At 68.6% G+C, this 15,897-nt stretch carries 16 protein-coding genes and 2 pseudogenes; 7 read left to right on the top strand and 11 right to left on the bottom strand.

What is annotated here, in order from left to right; all coding sequences use genetic code 11:
• Window positions 1-42: 42 nt before the first annotated feature.
• From NGB36_RS30985 to NGB36_RS31010, 6 genes are read left to right on the top strand one after another with little or no spacing between them, the layout of a single operon-like run.
• A complete protein-coding gene (locus NGB36_RS30985; protein WP_255923921.1) occupies window positions 43-1,251 on the top strand; it encodes an NAD(P)/FAD-dependent oxidoreductase in 1,209 nt (402 codons plus the stop codon).
• Entirely contained in the window at window positions 1,248-1,556 is a 309-nt protein-coding gene (locus NGB36_RS30990; RefSeq protein WP_255923922.1) for a (2Fe-2S)-binding protein, read from the top strand. Before NGB36_RS30985 ends, NGB36_RS30990 begins: the two co-directional genes overlap by 4 nt.
• 1 nt (window position 1,557) lies before the next feature.
• Window positions 1,558-3,009 carry an FAD-dependent oxidoreductase gene (locus tag NGB36_RS30995; protein WP_255923923.1) on the top strand — a complete coding sequence of 484 codons (1,452 nt, stop codon included), beginning with the start codon at window positions 1,558-1,560 and terminating at the stop codon, window positions 3,007-3,009.
• On the top strand, window positions 3,006-3,935 hold the full coding sequence (locus NGB36_RS31000) for a dihydrodipicolinate synthase family protein (protein ID WP_255923924.1): 930 nt from the start codon (window positions 3,006-3,008) through the stop codon (window positions 3,933-3,935). Before NGB36_RS30995 ends, NGB36_RS31000 begins: the two co-directional genes overlap by 4 nt.
• On the top strand, window positions 3,935-4,936 hold the full coding sequence (locus NGB36_RS31005) for a proline racemase family protein (protein WP_255923925.1): 1,002 nt from the start codon (window positions 3,935-3,937) through the stop codon (window positions 4,934-4,936). Before NGB36_RS31000 ends, NGB36_RS31005 begins: the two co-directional genes overlap by 1 nt.
• Before the next feature lie 43 nt (window positions 4,937-4,979).
• The gene (locus NGB36_RS31010) at window positions 4,980-6,431 is read left to right on the top strand and encodes an aldehyde dehydrogenase (NADP(+)) (RefSeq protein WP_255923926.1); all 1,452 of its coding nucleotides are present in this window, start codon (window positions 4,980-4,982) and stop codon (window positions 6,429-6,431) included.
• Between the two features lie 304 nt (window positions 6,432-6,735).
• Here NGB36_RS31010 and NGB36_RS31015 read toward each other — a convergent pair whose 3' ends face one another.
• Together NGB36_RS31015 and NGB36_RS33545 are read right to left on the bottom strand one after the other, a co-directional pair.
• A complete protein-coding gene (locus NGB36_RS31015; RefSeq protein ID WP_308288959.1) occupies window positions 6,736-7,152 on the bottom strand; it encodes an integrase core domain-containing protein in 417 nt (138 codons plus the stop codon).
• A 156-nt stretch (window positions 7,153-7,308) separates the two neighbouring features.
• Window positions 7,309-7,443 (bottom strand): annotated as a pseudogene (locus NGB36_RS33545) (integrase core domain-containing protein); the annotation flags it as partial.
• A 68-nt stretch (window positions 7,444-7,511) separates the two neighbouring features.
• On the opposite strand from NGB36_RS33545, the pseudogene NGB36_RS31020 reads away from it, so the two are divergent.
• Window positions 7,512-7,733 (top strand): annotated as a pseudogene (locus NGB36_RS31020) (D-alanyl-D-alanine carboxypeptidase); the annotation flags it as partial.
• A 171-nt stretch (window positions 7,734-7,904) separates the two neighbouring features.
• Here the strand turns inward: NGB36_RS31020 and NGB36_RS31025 are convergent.
• The 9 genes from NGB36_RS31025 to NGB36_RS31065 form a co-directional block, all read right to left on the bottom strand.
• A complete protein-coding gene (locus NGB36_RS31025; RefSeq protein ID WP_255923928.1) occupies window positions 7,905-8,534 on the bottom strand; it encodes a GAF domain-containing protein in 630 nt (209 codons plus the stop codon).
• Window positions 8,515-9,120, bottom strand: a complete 606-nt coding sequence (locus tag NGB36_RS31030) for a GTP-binding protein (RefSeq protein WP_372509573.1) — start codon at window positions 9,118-9,120, stop codon at window positions 8,515-8,517. Before NGB36_RS31030 ends, NGB36_RS31025 begins: the two co-directional genes overlap by 20 nt.
• Window positions 9,098-9,481: a DUF742 domain-containing protein gene (locus NGB36_RS31035; protein ID WP_255923931.1), complete on the bottom strand. Its 384-nt coding sequence runs from the start codon at window positions 9,479-9,481 to the stop codon at window positions 9,098-9,100. Before NGB36_RS31035 ends, NGB36_RS31030 begins: the two co-directional genes overlap by 23 nt.
• 3 nt (window positions 9,482-9,484) lie before the next feature.
• Window positions 9,485-9,880, bottom strand: coding sequence for a roadblock/LC7 domain-containing protein (locus NGB36_RS31040; RefSeq protein ID WP_255923932.1), 396 nt, complete (start codon window positions 9,878-9,880; stop codon window positions 9,485-9,487).
• 83 nt (window positions 9,881-9,963) lie between these two features.
• Window positions 9,964-11,514: a sensor histidine kinase gene (locus NGB36_RS31045; protein WP_255923933.1), complete on the bottom strand. Its 1,551-nt coding sequence runs from the start codon at window positions 11,512-11,514 to the stop codon at window positions 9,964-9,966.
• Between the two features lie 68 nt (window positions 11,515-11,582).
• Window positions 11,583-11,792 carry a hypothetical protein gene (locus tag NGB36_RS31050; protein WP_255923934.1) on the bottom strand — a complete coding sequence of 70 codons (210 nt, stop codon included), beginning with the start codon at window positions 11,790-11,792 and terminating at the stop codon, window positions 11,583-11,585.
• 201 nt (window positions 11,793-11,993) lie between these two features.
• A complete protein-coding gene (locus tag NGB36_RS31055) occupies window positions 11,994-12,368 on the bottom strand; it encodes an integrase (protein WP_255923935.1) in 375 nt (124 codons plus the stop codon).
• Window positions 12,369-12,815: 447 nt separating this feature from the next.
• Window positions 12,816-13,412 (bottom strand): response regulator, encoded by a 597-nt coding sequence (locus tag NGB36_RS31060; RefSeq protein WP_255923936.1) that lies wholly within the window; start codon window positions 13,410-13,412, stop codon window positions 12,816-12,818.
• A partial coding sequence (locus NGB36_RS31065) for a hybrid sensor histidine kinase/response regulator (protein ID WP_255923937.1) occupies window positions 13,409-15,897 on the bottom strand: 2,489 nt, incomplete at its 5' end. The genes NGB36_RS31060 and NGB36_RS31065, both read right to left, overlap by 4 nt.

The raw sequence follows: 15,897 nt of genomic DNA on the forward strand, positions 1-15,897 counted from the left end.
CCGTAGCCTCAGGTCGTTCGCTTTATCGAACAAGGAGGTTCTGTGTACGGAACGCGGGTCGTGGTGCTGGGGGCCGGGATCGTCGGTGCCGCATGCGCTCGCGAGCTGGCCGAGGCTGGGCTCGAGGTCACCGTCATCGAGCGTGACCGTCCCGCAGGTGGCACGACCTCACATGGCGAAGGCAACGTCTTGGTCTCCGACAAGGGGCCGGGTCCCGAGCTGGCGTTGACGCTGCTGTCTATGCGCCTGTGGCCGCAGGTTCTCGCCGCGCTTGCCGACCGCGGCGCGGCCGACACTGCCGCGGTGGAGTGGGATCCCAAGGGTGGGATCGTCGTCGCCACGACCGAGGACGGTGCCGCCGAGCTGGACCGGTTCGCGGCAGCCCAGAGGGCTGCCGGGGTGCTGGTCGAGCGGCTGGACTCCGCGGCGTTGGCCGCGGCCGAGCCTCGGCTGACCCGGGAGGTCACTGCAGCCTTTCACTATTCCGGTGATGCCCAGGTCCAGCCAGCCGGCGCCGCGACGGCCTTGTTGTCGGCTGCGGTCGCGGCGGGGGCCACCGTCCGCACTGGTTGTGAGGTGCTGGGCGGGACGGTCCGCGGTGGCAGGCTGATCGGGGTGCGAACTTCAGCTGGAGCGCAGGACGCCGACATCGTGGTCAACGCGACAGGCCCGTGGTCCGGTGATGTATCGGCGCGGATCGGGGCGCCGATCGCGGTGCGCCCCCGTCGAGGTGAGGTCCTGGTGACCACGCCCATGCCGCCCACCGTCTTTCACAAGGTCTACGGCGCGGACTATATAGCCGCGGTCGGCAGCGGTTCGGCCGCGCTGCAGACCTCGGCGGTGGTGGAGTCCACCCGTGCGGGAACCATTCTGCTCGGTTCCTCGCGCCGCCAGGTGGGGTTCGATGACCGGCTTCGCCCGCACGTGCTGTCCGCCATCGCCGTCAAGGCGCTTCGTCTGTTCCCGTGCCTTGCCGACACAGCGGTGATGCGTTGCTACGGCGGTTTCCGGCCCTACGTGGACGACCATCTGCCGGTGATGGGACCGGATCCGCGGCTGCCCGGGCTGTGGCACGCGACCGGTCACGAGGGTGCCGGGATCGGCTTGTCCGTGGGCACCGCCAGGTTGCTGCGCCAGCTTGTCCTCGGTGAGACGCCGGACATTGACACCACCGCGTTTCGGGTCGACCGTCCGGCCGTGCTGGGCGCGTCCAACGCCACGACCACTCACAAGGAAAGGGGTCTGGCATGAGCCCTCATCTCGTCCCCGTCGAGCACGACAGCGTGGGCAGGAACGACCGACCGCTACAGATCACGGTGGACGGGGAGCCGGTGCCCGGGATCGTGGGGCAGAGCCTGGCCGGGGTCTTGCTCGCCGACGGGCGTCTTTCGTGGCGGCGCGGCCCGTCCGGCGCGCCGCGCGGGGTGTTCTGCGGGATCGGCGCCTGCTTCGACTGCCTGATCACGGTCAACGGCGTACGGGACGTCCGTGCCTGTCGACGGCGCGCCGCCGACGGCGACGTGGTGGAAACCCAACGTCGCGACGAGGAGCGTTGAGATGGCGGTGCGTCAGGTAGCGGTCGTCGGAGCAGGTCCGGCGGGACTGGCGGCCGCAGAAGCGGCGCTGAGTGCCGGGGCCACGGTGACGGTGATCGAGTCGGCGGAGCAGCCCGGCGGGCAGTACCACCGCATGCTGCCTCGTGCCTACCAAGCCACTCATCCTCAGCGGCTGCAGCACCACTGGCGGGCCTTCGAGCGCCGCCGCCGCGCGCTGCTGCACCCGGATTGCACCTGGTGGCCGGAGTGCACGGTGTGGGCGCTCGAACAGGCCGAGCCGGGGATGCCGCCGCGGGTACACGTCCTTGACGGCTCTGTGGACGGCACCGGCAGGCCGCGCCGGGTCCTCGAGCCGGACGCGCTGGTGCTGGCCACTGGCGTACATGACCGGGTTCTCCCCTTCCCCGGCTGGGAGTTGCCGGGCGTATTCACCGCCGGCGCCGCCCAGGCCCTGGCGAAGGGCGAGCGGGTGGTGGTCGGCGACCGGGTGGTGATTGCGGGGACCGGCCCCTTCCTCCTGCCCGTTGCGGCCTCGCTCACCGAGGCCGGGGCCGGCGTGCTGGCCGTGCTGGAGGCCAATCGGCCGGCCACGGTGCTGCGGGGCTGGGCTTCCCGGCCGTGGGAACTGGCCGCGCAGGTCGGCAAGGCGGCCGAACTAGCCGAGTATGTCGTCGGCCAGGTGCGGCACAAGGTGCCTTACGCAATGGGGCAGGCCGTGATCGAGGCGCGGGGCGACGGCCGGGTCGAGGAGGTGGTCATTGCCCGCGTCGACCCGGACTGGTCGGTGATCGCGGGCAGCGAACGCACCCTCGCCGTCGACGCGCTCTGCGTCAGCCACGGATTCAGCCCCCAGCTCGAGCTGCCCATGGCGGCGGGCTGCGCGTTGACCGCCGCCGGGTTCGTCGAGGTGGACGAGGACCAGAGGTGCAGCGCGCCCGGGGTGTACGCGGCGGGGGAGATCACCGGCATCGCGGGCGCACCGGCGGCCGTCGCGGAGGGTACGGTCGCCGGGTGGTTCGCGGCAGGCGGGGCCCCTGCCGCGGTCTCCGCGGCTCGGCGCCGGGCCGCGGCAGGGCGGGCCTTCGCACGGCGGCTGGCCCGCGCGCACCCGATTGGCACCGCCTGGCCGGACTGGCTGCGGGAGCAGACCGTGGTCTGCCGTTGCGAGGAAACCACCTATGCCGCCCTGTGCCGTGCGGCCGGCGCCCCAACCCGGGAAGACCCGCGCGCCGTCAGGCTCGCTACGCGTGCCGGCCTCGGCCCTTGCCAGGCGCGCATCTGCGGCCAGACCGTCACGGAAATCACCGCCCGCGCGCGCGAACAAGCGGACGCACCACGGGCTGAGCCGCACCGCAGACCGATAGCCCAGCCGATACGTCTCGGCGAACTCGCGGCACCCGCCGCACAAGCCGGCCCGTCCGACAGGCCGAACATGAAGGAGAGCGAATCATGAACCAGAAGTCCCGCGACACCGATCTGGGCGGCGTCGTCGTGGCCACTGCTCTGCCGTACCGCGAGGATCCCGCCGCGCCTGCGGGGCTCGCGGTGGACTACGACCGCTATGCCGAGCACTGCCGCTGGCTGGTGGACAACGGCTGCGACGGGGTCGGCCCCAACGGCTCGCTCGGCGAGTACTCCTCGCTCACCGACACCGAGCGGCGGGACGTGGCGCGCACCGCCATCGAGGCCGTGCGGGGTCTGGGCATCGTGGTCGTCGGCGTGCACGGCGTCGGAGCCCACCAGGCCAGGCACTGGGCGGAGGTGGCAGCCGAGGACGGGGCCGACGGGGTGCTGTGCCTGCCACCCACGATGTACCGGGCGAACCGCGGTGAGATCATCGAGCACTACGCGGCGGTCGCCTCGGTCGGCCTTCCGGTGATGGTCTACAACAACCCGATCGACACCAAGGTCGACCTGACCCCCGACCTGCTCGCCGAGATCGCACAGATCGACAACGTGGTCGCGGTCAAGGAGTTCTCCGGTGACGTGCGGCGGGTGCTGGAGATCAGGGAGGCCGCGCCCGGCCTCGACGTGATCAGCGGTGCCGATGACGTGGTGCTGGAGAGTCTGCTGATGGGCGCGCGCGGATGGTTCGCCGGATTCCCCAATGTCTTCCCGGCCGAGTCCGCCCGGCTGTACGACCTCGCCACTGCAGGACGGCTCGCCGAGGCGCGGGAGCTGTACGCGTCGCTGGTCGCGGCCTTCCGCTGGGACTCCCGCACCGAGTTCGTGCAAGCGATCAAGCTGGGAATGGAACTCGTCGGACGCTACGGCGGCCCCTGCCGCCCACCGCGCGGTCCGCTGAGCCTTGAGCACGCCGAGCGGGTCCGGGCCGACATGGCCCGTGCCGTTGCAGCCGTCGAGAAGCTGGTCGTCTGATGCGCACCATCCGGGCCATCAGCGCTGTCGACTCGCACACCGAGGGCATGCCCACCCGGGTGATCACCGGGGGAGTCGGCCCCATCCCAGGAGACAGCATGGCAGAGCGCCGACGGTACTTCGCCGAACACCTCGACGGTCTGCGGCGGTTCCTGGTCAACGAGCCTCGCGGCCACGCGGCGATGAGCGGCGCGATCCTCCAGCCGCCCACCCGGGACGACGCCGACTGGGGCGTGCTCTACATCGAGGTCAGCGGCCTGTTGCCGATGTGCGGGCACGGCACCATCGGTGTGGCGACGGTACTGGTGGAGACCGGTATGGTGCACGTCACCGAGCCCGAGACGGTCATCCGGCTGGACACACCCGCCGGGCTGGTAATCGCCAAGGTGGCCGTCCGCGACGGCGCCGCCGAGCACGTCACCCTGCGCAACGTGGACTCCTTCGCTGTCGCCCGCGACGCCACCGTGCGGGTGCCCGGCATCGGCACCGTTCGCTACGACCTGGCCTACGGCGGCAACTTCTACGCCATCGTCGAACTCGACACCATCGGGCTGCCGTTCGACCGTGGTCGCAAACAGGAAATCCTGGCGGCCGGGCTGGCCATCATGGAAGCCATCAACGAGCAGGACCGGCCCCGGCACCCGGTCGATCCTCTCATCTCCGGCTGCAAGCACGTGCAACTGCTCGCACCCGGCTCCACCGGCCGCCACTCCCGCCACGCCATGGCGATCCACCCCGGCTGGTTCGACAGGTCGCCGTGCGGCACGGGCACCAGCGCACGCATGGCACAGCTGCACGCCCGCGGCGAACTGCCGCTGCACACCACGTTCGTCAACGAGTCCTTCATCGGCACCCGGTTCACCGGCCGTCTCGTCGGCGACACCACCGTCGGCGGAATCCCCGCGGTCATCCCCGAGATCACTGGAGGCGCCTGGATCACCGGCATTGCCACCTACCTGCTCGACCCGACCGATCCCTTCCCCCACGGGTTCGCGCTGTAAGCGGTCGAACCCCGACGACGGCGGTTGCCGCGAAAGGACCGCATTGACCACGACGCAGACCACTGACATCGAGCCGATCGTCGAGACGGCGGCCACCGCGTCCCACGCCTGGGCCGCCACGGCTCCGGCGGAGCGGGCCGTGGTGTTGTCGGCGATCGCCGACGCCCTCGACGCCGAAGAGGGGACGCTCGTCCCCCTGGCCGACGCCGAGACCCACCTGGGCCGGACGCGGCTCAGCGGCGAGTTGAGGCGCACCACTTTTCAACTCCGCTTCCTCGCCCAGACGGTGCGCCGCGCGGCCTTCTACGACGTACGCATCGACCGCGCCGACGAGACGTGGCCGCCGGGCCCCCGCCCTGAGCTGCGGCGATACCGCACCGCCATAGGCCCCGTCCTCGTCTTCGCCGCCAGCAACTTCCCGTTCGCGTTCAGCGTCGCGGGCGGGGACACCGCCTCGGCGTGGGCAGCCGGCTGCCCGGTCACGGTCAAGGCCCATCCCGGCCACCCGCGGCTCTCCAGGCACACCGCGCGCACTGTCAGCCGGGCCATCGCCGAGGTCGGCGCACCGGCCGGCCTGTTCAGCCTGATCGAGGGCGAACAGGCCGGGGTCCAAGCACTGCGACACCCGAGAATTCGTGCCGCGGCTTTCACCGGTTCCATCACCGGCGGCCTGACACTGGCACGCATCGCCGCCGAACGGCCGGAACCGATCCCGTTCTACGGCGAGCTGGGCAGCATCAATCCCGTCGTGGTCACCCCCGGCGCTGCCCGGGCGAGGATCGAGGAAATCGCCCTCGGCTACGTGGCGTCACTGACCCAGGGCGCCGGACAGTTCTGCACCAACCCCGGACTGCTGTTCGTGCCCGCAGACAGCCCACTCGCCGAACGCGTCGCGGAACTGCTGCACGAGGTGGCCGCCGCACCCATGCTCAACCAGCGCATCGCCGACGCCTACCTGGCCGTCGCGCACAAGCTCGCCACCCGCTCCGGAATGCAGAAACTCTGCTGGCCGCAGGATCCTGCCTCGCTCGCTCCGCGACTGCTGCACACGACGCTGGAGGTGTTCCGGGCCGACCAGGAGGCCATGGCGGAAGAGTGCTTCGGCCCTCTCGGGGTGGTGGTGAGCTACGACAACCTCACGGAGGTCACTGCCGGCATCGTTGCGCTGCCCGGTCAGCTCACCACCACCGTGCACGCCGAGGAGGACGAGGCACGCAGTAACCCAATCCTGGCCCTTCTCGCCGATGCCCTCACCGACCGCAGCGGCCGGGTCATCTGGGGTGGTTGGCCGACCGGTGTAGCTGTCACCCACGCCATGCACCACGGCGGCCCGTTCCCGGCGACCACAACACCTGCCGGCACATCGGTCGGCACAGCAGCCCTCGAACGCTTCCTACGCCCAGTGGCCTACCAATCCTGGCCACAGCACCTGCTGCCACCACCACTGCGCGACGACAACCCATGGGGGATACCACAGCACAGAGACGACTCGTGAAACTCTCGGAATCTGGCCAGGCTACCGCCACCACCGACCGCTGGCGGGGAGGCCGGCGACGTCGGCCGCGTGTATCGCTTGGCCGTCGTCCGGGAGACCTGGATGCGCTCGGCGGTCCGTCGCAGAGGCGGCTGGCCAGGTGGTGGGTGGCCCAGGCGCGGGCGTCGGCTACCTGTCCCGGGTGAAAACTCCGGTTCGGGCTGTTGACCAGGACGTTTGTCTTGGCGTGGTCAGGCTGCTTGCTGGTACTCGTTGATGAGCCCGCCGAGTAGTTGGGTGCGGCGGATGCGACCGTCGAGCGGTATTACGGGGGCTGGCAGTCCGGACTCTGCGGCCTGGGGTGGTCGTTGATGAAGGGTTGGTGGGGGCGGTGCCGGTTGTAGTGGTCGGTGTAGGTGTCCAGGACGATGCGTAGGTGCCGCTCGTTCATGATGAGGATGCGGTCGGTGCACTCGCGGCGGACGGTGCCGACCCAGCGTTCCGCGAAGGCGTTTGCCTTCGGCGATCTCGGCGGGGAGAGGAGGACCTGCACTCCTGCCCCGGCGAGGACGGCGTCGAAGGCATGGGAGAACTTCCCGTCCCGGTCCCGCAGGAAGAACCTGAACCGATGGAGTTGGTCTTCGAGGTCCGTCATCAAGTTCCGCATTTGCTGGGTCACCCAGTCCCGGTTCGGGTGCGCGGTGACGCCCAGGATGTGCACTCGACGCGTGGAAACTTCCATGACGATCAGCACGCACAGGCTGCGGCAGAACGCGGTGTCGACATGGAAGAAGTCGCACGCCAGTAGCCCGGAGGCCTGGGTGTGTAGGAAGGAGGCCCAGGTGTCGCGCGCCCGCTGGGTTGCGGGCGGGATGTTGCCTTGCCGCAGTACCGCTCGGACGGTGGCGGCGGAGACGGTGATGCCCAACCGGGCAAGCTCCCCCTGCACCCGCCGGTGGCCCCACAAGGGGTTCTCCCGCCCGAGACGTAGGATCAACTCTCGTGTCTCGTGCGGGATTGGCGGCCGACCGGGCCTGTTGTGCGGGTCTCCTGCAGGGAAACGTCCTGATCAGGGGCACGAACCCGGGTTTTCACGGGACAGGCTACCGGTACATGTCGTGGACCAACACCAACAAGCTGCTCGGCAGCTACGCGGGCACCATGGGCATCAAGACCGGCTCGGGCCCTGCGGTCGGGTACTGCCTGGTCCTCGCCGCCGTCCGGGGTGGCAAGACGGTCATTGGCACTGTCGTCGCTTCCAGCTCCGAAAGCACTCGCACCGCGGATGCGGAGAAGCTGTTGGACTACGGGTTCAAGAAGTAGCCGACCTCGGGCAGGGGGCCTGCCTGCGACCACGGCCGCGGGCAGGCACTGCGGGCGCCGATGGGAGCCGCGATTACCAAGCCCCTGTTCCCTGGCGCAGGCGGCAGTCGTCAGTGGCCACGACCGATCGGTGCTGGCTTCGCCGCGTCATGTCGGCCGTACCCGGACCGCTCACTCAGGCATACTCCCCCCGGAGCGGTGCTCCGACCGCTGGATCCGTTCCATCAGCTGAGCGGCCATCGTCTTAATGGTCTCGAGCCCCTGCCGACCCCAGGGGCGCGGGTCCTGGTCCACCACGCAGATCGTGCCCAGCGCCATGCCCGTGCGGTCGATCAGCGGTGCCCCCAGGTAGGAATGGATGCCGATCGCGTCGATCACGTAGTTTCCGGCGAAGCGCGGAAAGTCGCGAACGTCCTCCAGCACCAGGGCCTTGCGCCGCCTGACCACGTGTGGGCAGAAACCCAGGTCGAGGTCGCGAGGCATCACTCGGCCCGGCACGGGGTCCGCGAGAAGGGGGGAGTCAAGCCGTACGGTTGTGTCGGAGGCAACGCTGTACAGCCCAGCAAAGTACTGGCGGTTCTCATCGAGGAAGAAGTTGACGCCCGCGTAGCAGCCCCCGGTCCGTCTGGCCAGTTCGCGCGCGAAGTCATCGAACTCCGGGACAGGCCTGTCGGTTATCCCCAGCTCCCGAAGCCGTTGAGCCCTGGCTCGTACCTCGAGGTCTTCGGGCGGCAGCAGCAGATGACGCGTGGCGATCCCTCCCTCCGGACCGGGGGGTGGGTTATACGGCTGCGCTGTCATGGGAACTCCTTGAGGTGATCAGATGCTCCACTAGTGAAAGCAGGACCCGGACGCCGGAGCCGCGTACGCGGGCATCGCATAGCACCACGGGTACCTCTGGATCGAGGTCGAGCGCCGCCCGCACCTCGTCCGGTCGATAGCGGTGCGCCCCGTCGAACTCGTTGACCGCGACGAGGAACCTGATGCCGCGCCGTTCGAAGAAGTCCACCGACGCGAAGCTGTGCTCGAGTCGGCGGGTGTCGGCGAGCACCACCGCACCGAGCGCACCGGTCGACATCTCGTCCCACAGAAACCAGAAGCGCTCCTGGCCGGGCGCGCCGAACAGGTAGAGCACGTGGCGGGGACTGATGGTGATGCGGCCGAAGTCCATCGCGACCGTGGTGGTGGCCTTGTTCTCCACCCCGTCCAACTTGTCCGTGGCAGCGCTGACCTGGGTCAGCATCTCTTCCGTGCTCAGCGGTTCAATCTCGCTGACCTCACCCACGAAGGTGGTCTTGCCCACCCCGAAACCGCCGGCGACCAAAATTTTGATCCCCATGGGAAGGGAGCCGCCGCCTTGCGGCTCAAAGGAGTTTGAGGAGCCCATCCCGCACTGCCTCCAGTAGATCCAGATCGAGGGTAGAGTTCGGCCCGAACCGTGCACGGTCAAACGCCCGTGTGGCGACCGCGCGGCAGTCCACCAAGTCGGACAGCAGCACCTTGATCACTGTTGCCGGCAACCCCATATGCGCCGCAATCTCGGCCACGGTGACCGGCCGCTCACACAATACGAGCACATTGCTGTGGTCCAGGCCGAGTTCGCGCCGAGGCACGGCACCGGTGGCCGTCACCATGGTCATCAGGTCGAAGTGAGAAGTGGGTCTGGTACGTCCGTCGCTGACGGTGTATGGGCGGACCATCCGCCCGAGGGAGTCGTCGAGCAACGGTCCATCGGAGGCATTCGGCATCGCTCACTCCACTGGTTGACGATCCGGAGTCACCAGATGGGGACGGACGCTCTTGACCATCATCGCCATCTCGTATCCCACCACCGACGCATCCGCCTCGCGCCCGGCGAGCACCGCCAGCACGGCGCCGTGCCCGGCCGTGGAGACGAAGAGCAGCGAGTTGCTGAGTTCGACCACGACCTGCCGCACATCCCCGCCGTCGTCAAACCGTTTGCCGGCACTGCGAGCCAGTGAGTGCAGACCGCTGGCGAGGGCTGCCAGATGATCCGCTGTGGCGTTGTCATCCAGGCCGTACGCGGCTTTCACCAGGCCATCCGAGGACAGCAGCAGCGCACTTCGCGTGTACCGGACCCGCTGCAAGAGTCCGCTCAGCAGCCATGAAAGGTCTTCGCTCACCACGATCGAGTACTCCTCGTCGACGACATGAAACTGCTGTGGGGCCAGGCCCCGTGGGCTGCCCTCCGCCGGGGGCGGAGAGGTTCTCAGTTGTCTCCGGCGTCCTCAGCCAGGCGGAAACCCGCCTGGAAGGCAGCAATCAGACCTGGATCATGCTCGATCTCCTCCGGCGCCCCTGCGCTGTCGGAGGGCTGCCGCAGTTCCGGAACGAGGTGCTCCTGGCGGCGGCGCGTGGGCAACGCGGGACGCATGCCTTCCGGCGCCGCGATCTGAGGCGCGGGGGCCGTGCCGGACGGACGAGGCGGCTCATCCGCAGGTGTCTTCGATTCCGGCGCGGTGTGCGTGCCAGGCCCGTACCTCGGAGAGGCCGCGATGTCGGCGTGCCCCTGCGGGCCGGGAGCGGTGGCACTCGACGGCTGCCGCGCCGAATCCGCTGGATCCGGTTGCTGACCCAGCAACTCGTTCGGCAGCACGAGCACCGCCTGGGTACCGCCGTAGATATTGCCCTCGAGCTGCACGACGATACCGTGCCGCCTGGCGAGAGCGGAGACCACATACAGACCGATCCGGCCGTCCCGGAGCAGCTCGCCGAGAGCGATCCCATCAGGCGAGGCGAGCATCGCGTTGAGCTGGTTGCGCTCGGTGGGGCCCAGACCGAGACCGCGGTCCTCCACCTCGATCGCCAGCCCCGCGGTGACAGGCTGAACGCGCAGCAGCACCACGGTATGTGGGGGAGAGAAGACCGTGGCGTTCTCCACCAGTTCCGCCACCAGGTGAACCACGTCGACGACCGCGTGCCCGGCAACCATCCCCTCAATGGGAGGAACCAGCTTGACCCGCGAATACTGGTCGATCTCGGCGACCGCCGATCGCAGCACATCGCTGATGCTGACCGGGCGGGTCCACTGCCGGTGGGAGACGGCACCGCCGAGCACGGACAGGTTCTCGGCGTACCGCCGCATTCGGGTAGCCAGATGGTCCACCTGGAACAGACCCCGAAGCAGGTCCGGGTCCTCGACCTCGTTTTCCAGGTCGTCCAACTGTCCGATCTCGCGGTGCACCAGGGACTCCAGCCTGTGGGCCAGATTGGCGAAGACCTCGAACTGCTCACTGGGGCGTGCCTGTGCAGCGAGCTCCAGGACGGCCTCCTCGGCAGCGCGGTCCAGGGCCTCGATCTCATGTCCAAGCCGGTCCAGCGCGTCGTGCGCCGCCTGGGGCAGCGATTCCCGCTGACGCGGTTGCGGCAGGCGGCCGTCTGTGATCTGGCGGCGCAATTCGGCCAGTTCGGCTTGGCCGCGCGCTGCCAAGCCGCTTAGCTCCGCATAGCGGCCCGATATGGCCCGCGCCTGGGCGGATGAGTAGAACCCCGCGCCGACTAGGGTGGCGCAGACCAGCAGCAGCGTCGCCGCCAGCAGCGCCCCGGCGGCGTGCATGTCGACGCGGGCCGCACCCGCGGCGTACACCGCAATTAGGGCCGACGTCCCAGCGATGGCGATCACCCCGGCGGGCAGCACCGCAAGAAGTACCATGCGGTGTTGAACCGCCCTGTTTTCCAAGCTGTATGACGGTGTGCCCGGATCGCGCCACGCCTGGCCGCCGACTGGCGCCGTCTTGTCGTGGGCGCCGACGGGCAGCATCGAAGGTTCGCGCATCTCAGTCCCTGGTTGCGTCACGGTCGGCAGGCCGAAAGTCTGCGGCGCGCACGTTACCCCACACAGCACCGGGCGTCACGAGTCGGGGAACAGCTTGTAAGGCGGCCCGTGAACTTTGCATCCCGGTCGCGGACCAAGTGGGTGAACTCGGTCGCCTTGTCGCCGAGTTGCCAGAGCAACTGGCGGGCCTGCTGGGTTGCCCAGGCGGCGGTGGGGTGGGCGGTGACGCCGAGGATGTGCACGGTGCGGATGCGGACCTCCATGACGAACAGGGCGTACAGGCGGTGCAGGCTGAGGGTGTCGAGGTGAAACAGGTCGGTGGCGAGGAGGCCGTGAGCCTGGGACTTCCCGAACGCTGTCCACTCGCCGTGTGCGGTGAGGCGGCATGGGCGGGGCCGAGGTCGGCGCCGCGCAGGATGCGGCGGATGGTGGCCGGGCTGACCTTGTGCCCGAGGCGGCGGTGCTCACCGTGGACGCGCCGGAATCCCCCACCGGGGATTCTCGGTTCCGAGCCGGGTGATCAAATCGTGCAGTTCCTCGTGCAGGGGAGGTCGGCCCGGGGACAGGGGCTGAGTCCATTTGCTCTTGACTAATCGCTGGGGCCACGCGAGCGGGGTGCGCGGGGAGACGATCCGATGGCCACGCAGCGTCCGGGGGACGAGGCGAGCGAGGGCGGCGAGCAGTGCCCGGTCCGGCCAGGTCGGCATCGGGGCAGCGACCTGGCGGCGCAGGACCGCGACCTCGTGGCGCAAGATCAGTATTTCGACCTCATTCGCGGCGGACGATCGGCACAGCAGGACCAGCCACGCGAAGATCCGCGTGGTTACCAGGTAGAGCATTCGTACGAGCAGAACAACCGATGGTGCCGGATCGGCTCATCGGAGCGTCGTCCCAGGTCACCGGCTATGCGATCATTCTGAAGCGGTACGAGGGTCATTCCGCACACTGGGACCGCTTCCGGCGCTTCGGAGTAGTACTGCTGGCGATTACGCGGCAGAGCGCATTCCGTGAAGCACCGCCGCCGACGCCTTACCTTCACGGACTTGCAGTCCATGCCGCAATCGCTCCGCACGCCTCGGGCCGACCGGATCCCTCGCTTCAGCTACGCTCGCCCACCGGTACTCATCCAGCTCATCCTCTTGCAAGGGCACCGGCGTGCCCGCAGGCGCCGTGCGGGCGTCGAAGGGGATTGTGATCCGGACTCAGAACAGGCACTGGACGTTGTCCCATAAGTGATCTTTATGTGGGGCGATCTCGGTGCGTCTGGTGTGATCACTGCGTCTGGCCTAATCAGCGGTGCAGTCGAGGTGGAGGGCGCCCACAGCCTGTCGCAGCTCGGCTGCCCGGTCGGCGAGCGCGGTGGCCTCGGCGTCACCGACACTGCGCAACTGCAGCTCGACACACGCGAGTTGTTCGGCGACCGTCGGCTTGCCGCTTTCTGTCAGCAGTCGGCGCAATTGCTCGGCCTGTGCGGCGAGTTGGCTCTTCTTGCGGTGGAGGTCGATGAAGACGTTGACCTTGGTACGAAGCAGCCAGGGGTCGAATGGTTTGGTGAGGAAGTCGGCGGCGCCGATCGCGTATCCGCGGTAGATGTGGTCGGTGTCCACCTCGGCGCCTGTGAGCAGGATGATCGGCACATCCTTCGTCTGGTCCAGGCGTTTGATGTTGGCCGCGGTCTCGAAGCCGTCCATCCCCGGCATGAGCACGTCGAGCAGCACCAGCGCGAACTCCTCGCGCAGTAGGGCTTTCAGCGCCTCCTCTCCGGAGTGTGCTCGGACCAGACGCTGGTCGAGGGAGCTCAGTACGGCCTCGAGGGCGACCAGGTTCTCCTCCATGTCGTCGACGATGAGGATGCCGACCTTGTCGGGCCCGGCGGTGCTCATGGGCCCTGCCCTGAGTCCGGTTCCTCTTGCGCGGACTCGTGATCCGGGTCGAGCAGGTCGTAGATGGCGGTGAGGAGTTGGTCCACGTCGACCGGCTTGGGGACGTAGTCGGAGGCGCCGCTCTCGATCGCCTTCTCCCGGTCACCGGGCATGGCCTTGGCCGTGAGGGCGATGATCGGCAGATCGGCGATGCGGGGGGTGCGGCGGATGGCCCGGATCGTCTGGTAGCCGTCCACCTCGGGCATCATGATATCCATCAGGACCAGAGAGACGTCGGGACTGCGCTCGAGCAGCCCGATGCATTCGCGGCCGTTCTCCGCGTAGGCCACGGTGATGCCGACACGGCCCAGTACGTGGGTGATGGCGAAGACGTTGCGGATGTCGTCGTCGACGATGAGGACGCGGCGTCCCGACAGCACTCGCCCGCGGCGGCCGGTCAGCCACTCCTTGAGCCGGGTCGTTTCCGGCCAGGTCTCGTCGCGGGACTCGGCGGTTCCCGGAACCCGCGCGGTGATCAAGGCGTCTGCGCCGCCGAAGAGTCCGCTGGGCACGTACTCGACCGACGACGGTGGCGACGTCGTCGACGGTGACGCCGAGGTTTCGCGCGGCTCGGCGACCGGGGCAGGGGCCGTCGTACCCGCCGGGGCCGCGGCCTTCAGCGGCCCGGGGCTCGATGCGGGCAGCACGTCGGCGGAGCGTGAGGGGACGTAGAGGGTGAACCGGGAACCGACGCCCACCTCGCTCTCGGCGTCGATTCGGCCGCCAAGGAGCGTGGCGATCTCCCTGCTGATGGAGAGCCCGAGCCCGGTGCCGCCGTACTTGCGGTTGGTGGTGCCGTCGGACTGCTGGAATGCGTCGAAGATGACGTCGAGCTTGTCGGGCGGGATGCCGATGCCGGTGTCCTGCACCGAGAAGGCGATGACGGAATCGGCGCCGCGTAGCGTCGGGTCCTCGAACTGCGTGGATGGCACGCACTCCACATGCAGTTCCACGCGGCCGGACGGGGTGAACTTCACGGCGTTGGAGAGCAGGTTGCGCAGGATCTGCTGGAGGCGCTGTTCGTCGGAGAACATCTCGCGCGGGACGTTCTCGCCCACCGTGACCTCGAAGGCCAGCCCCCGGTCGATGGTGAGCGGCCGGAAGGTGGCGTGCACATAGTCGAGCAGTTTGATCAGGGGAAGCGGCTTGGGGCGCACGTCCATCCGACCCGCCTCGATCTTCGACAGGTCCAGGACGTCGTTGATCAGCTGGAGCAGGTCGCGGCCGGAGCGGTGGATGGAGGCGGCGAATTGGACCTCCTGGTCGGACAACCGGTCCTGGGGGTTGTCGGCGAGGAGCTGGGCGAGGATCAGGAGGGAATTGAGGGGGGTGCGCAGCTCGTGAGACATGTTGGCCAGGAACTCGGATTTCGACTGCGACGCGGTCGCCAGCAGGGCCGCCTTCTCCTCCAGGGCGGCATTGGACCGCTGCAGCTCGTTGGAGCGTTGGCGCAGTTCGGTGGTGAGGCGTTGCGACTCCGACAGCAGCGATTCGGTACGGGCGTTGGCGATGATGGTGTTGATCGAGACGCCGATGGTGTTGGCGAACTGGTCGATGAAGGCGAGATGGACCTCGTTGAACTTGCTGAACGAGGCGAGTTCGATGACGCCCAGCACCTGGTCCTCGAAGAGGACCGGCAGGATGACGATATTCGCCGGCAGCGCGGCGCCGAGGCCTGAGCTGATGGTGATGTAGTCGCGCGGCACATCGGTGATGAGGACGCGCTTCTTCTCGAGGGCGGCCTGGGCCACCAGACCGCCTCCCGGTGTCCCGGACTCCAGTAGTTCTCCGTCCGGCTGTTCGGTGCCGTATCCGGCGATGAGCTTCAGTCCCTCACCGGGCTCGGCGCGCGCCTCAGCGAGGAAGAAAGCGCCGAATTGGGCGTTCACCAGCGGTGTGAGTTCGCGCAGGATCAGATCGGCGACCTCGACGAGATCGCGGTGGCCCTGCATGAGGGCGGCGATCCGGGTGAGGTTGGACTCCAGCCAGTCCTTGGCGCGGGTGGTCTCGCGGAGGTTGGTCACCATGAGGTTGATGTTGTTCTTCAGTTCGGCGACCTCGCCCTGCGCCTCCACGGCGATGGAGCCGGACATGTCCCCCTGGGCGACGGCGCTGGCCACCTCGGCGATCGCCCGGACCTGGGTGGTCAGGTTCAACGCGAGGTCATTGACGCTGGTCGTCAGCTGCTTCCACGTACCGTAGACGCCTTCGACACGGGCCTGGCCTCCGAGGCGACCCTCGGTGCCGACCTCGCGGGCGACGCGGGTCACCTCGGAGGAGAACGAGGAGAGCGTGTCGACCATGGTGTTGATCGTCGACTTCAGCTCCAGGATCTCGCCGCGCGCGTCGACGTCGATCTTCTTCGACAGGTCGCCGCGGGCGACGGCGGTCGCGATCTGGGCGATGTTGCGCACCTGGGAGGTGAGGTTCAGCGCCATGAAGTTGA

The sequence above is a fragment of the Streptomyces humicola genome, from assembly GCF_024436035.1.
Lineage (GTDB): Bacteria > Actinomycetota > Actinomycetes > Streptomycetales > Streptomycetaceae > Streptantibioticus_B > Streptantibioticus_B humicola.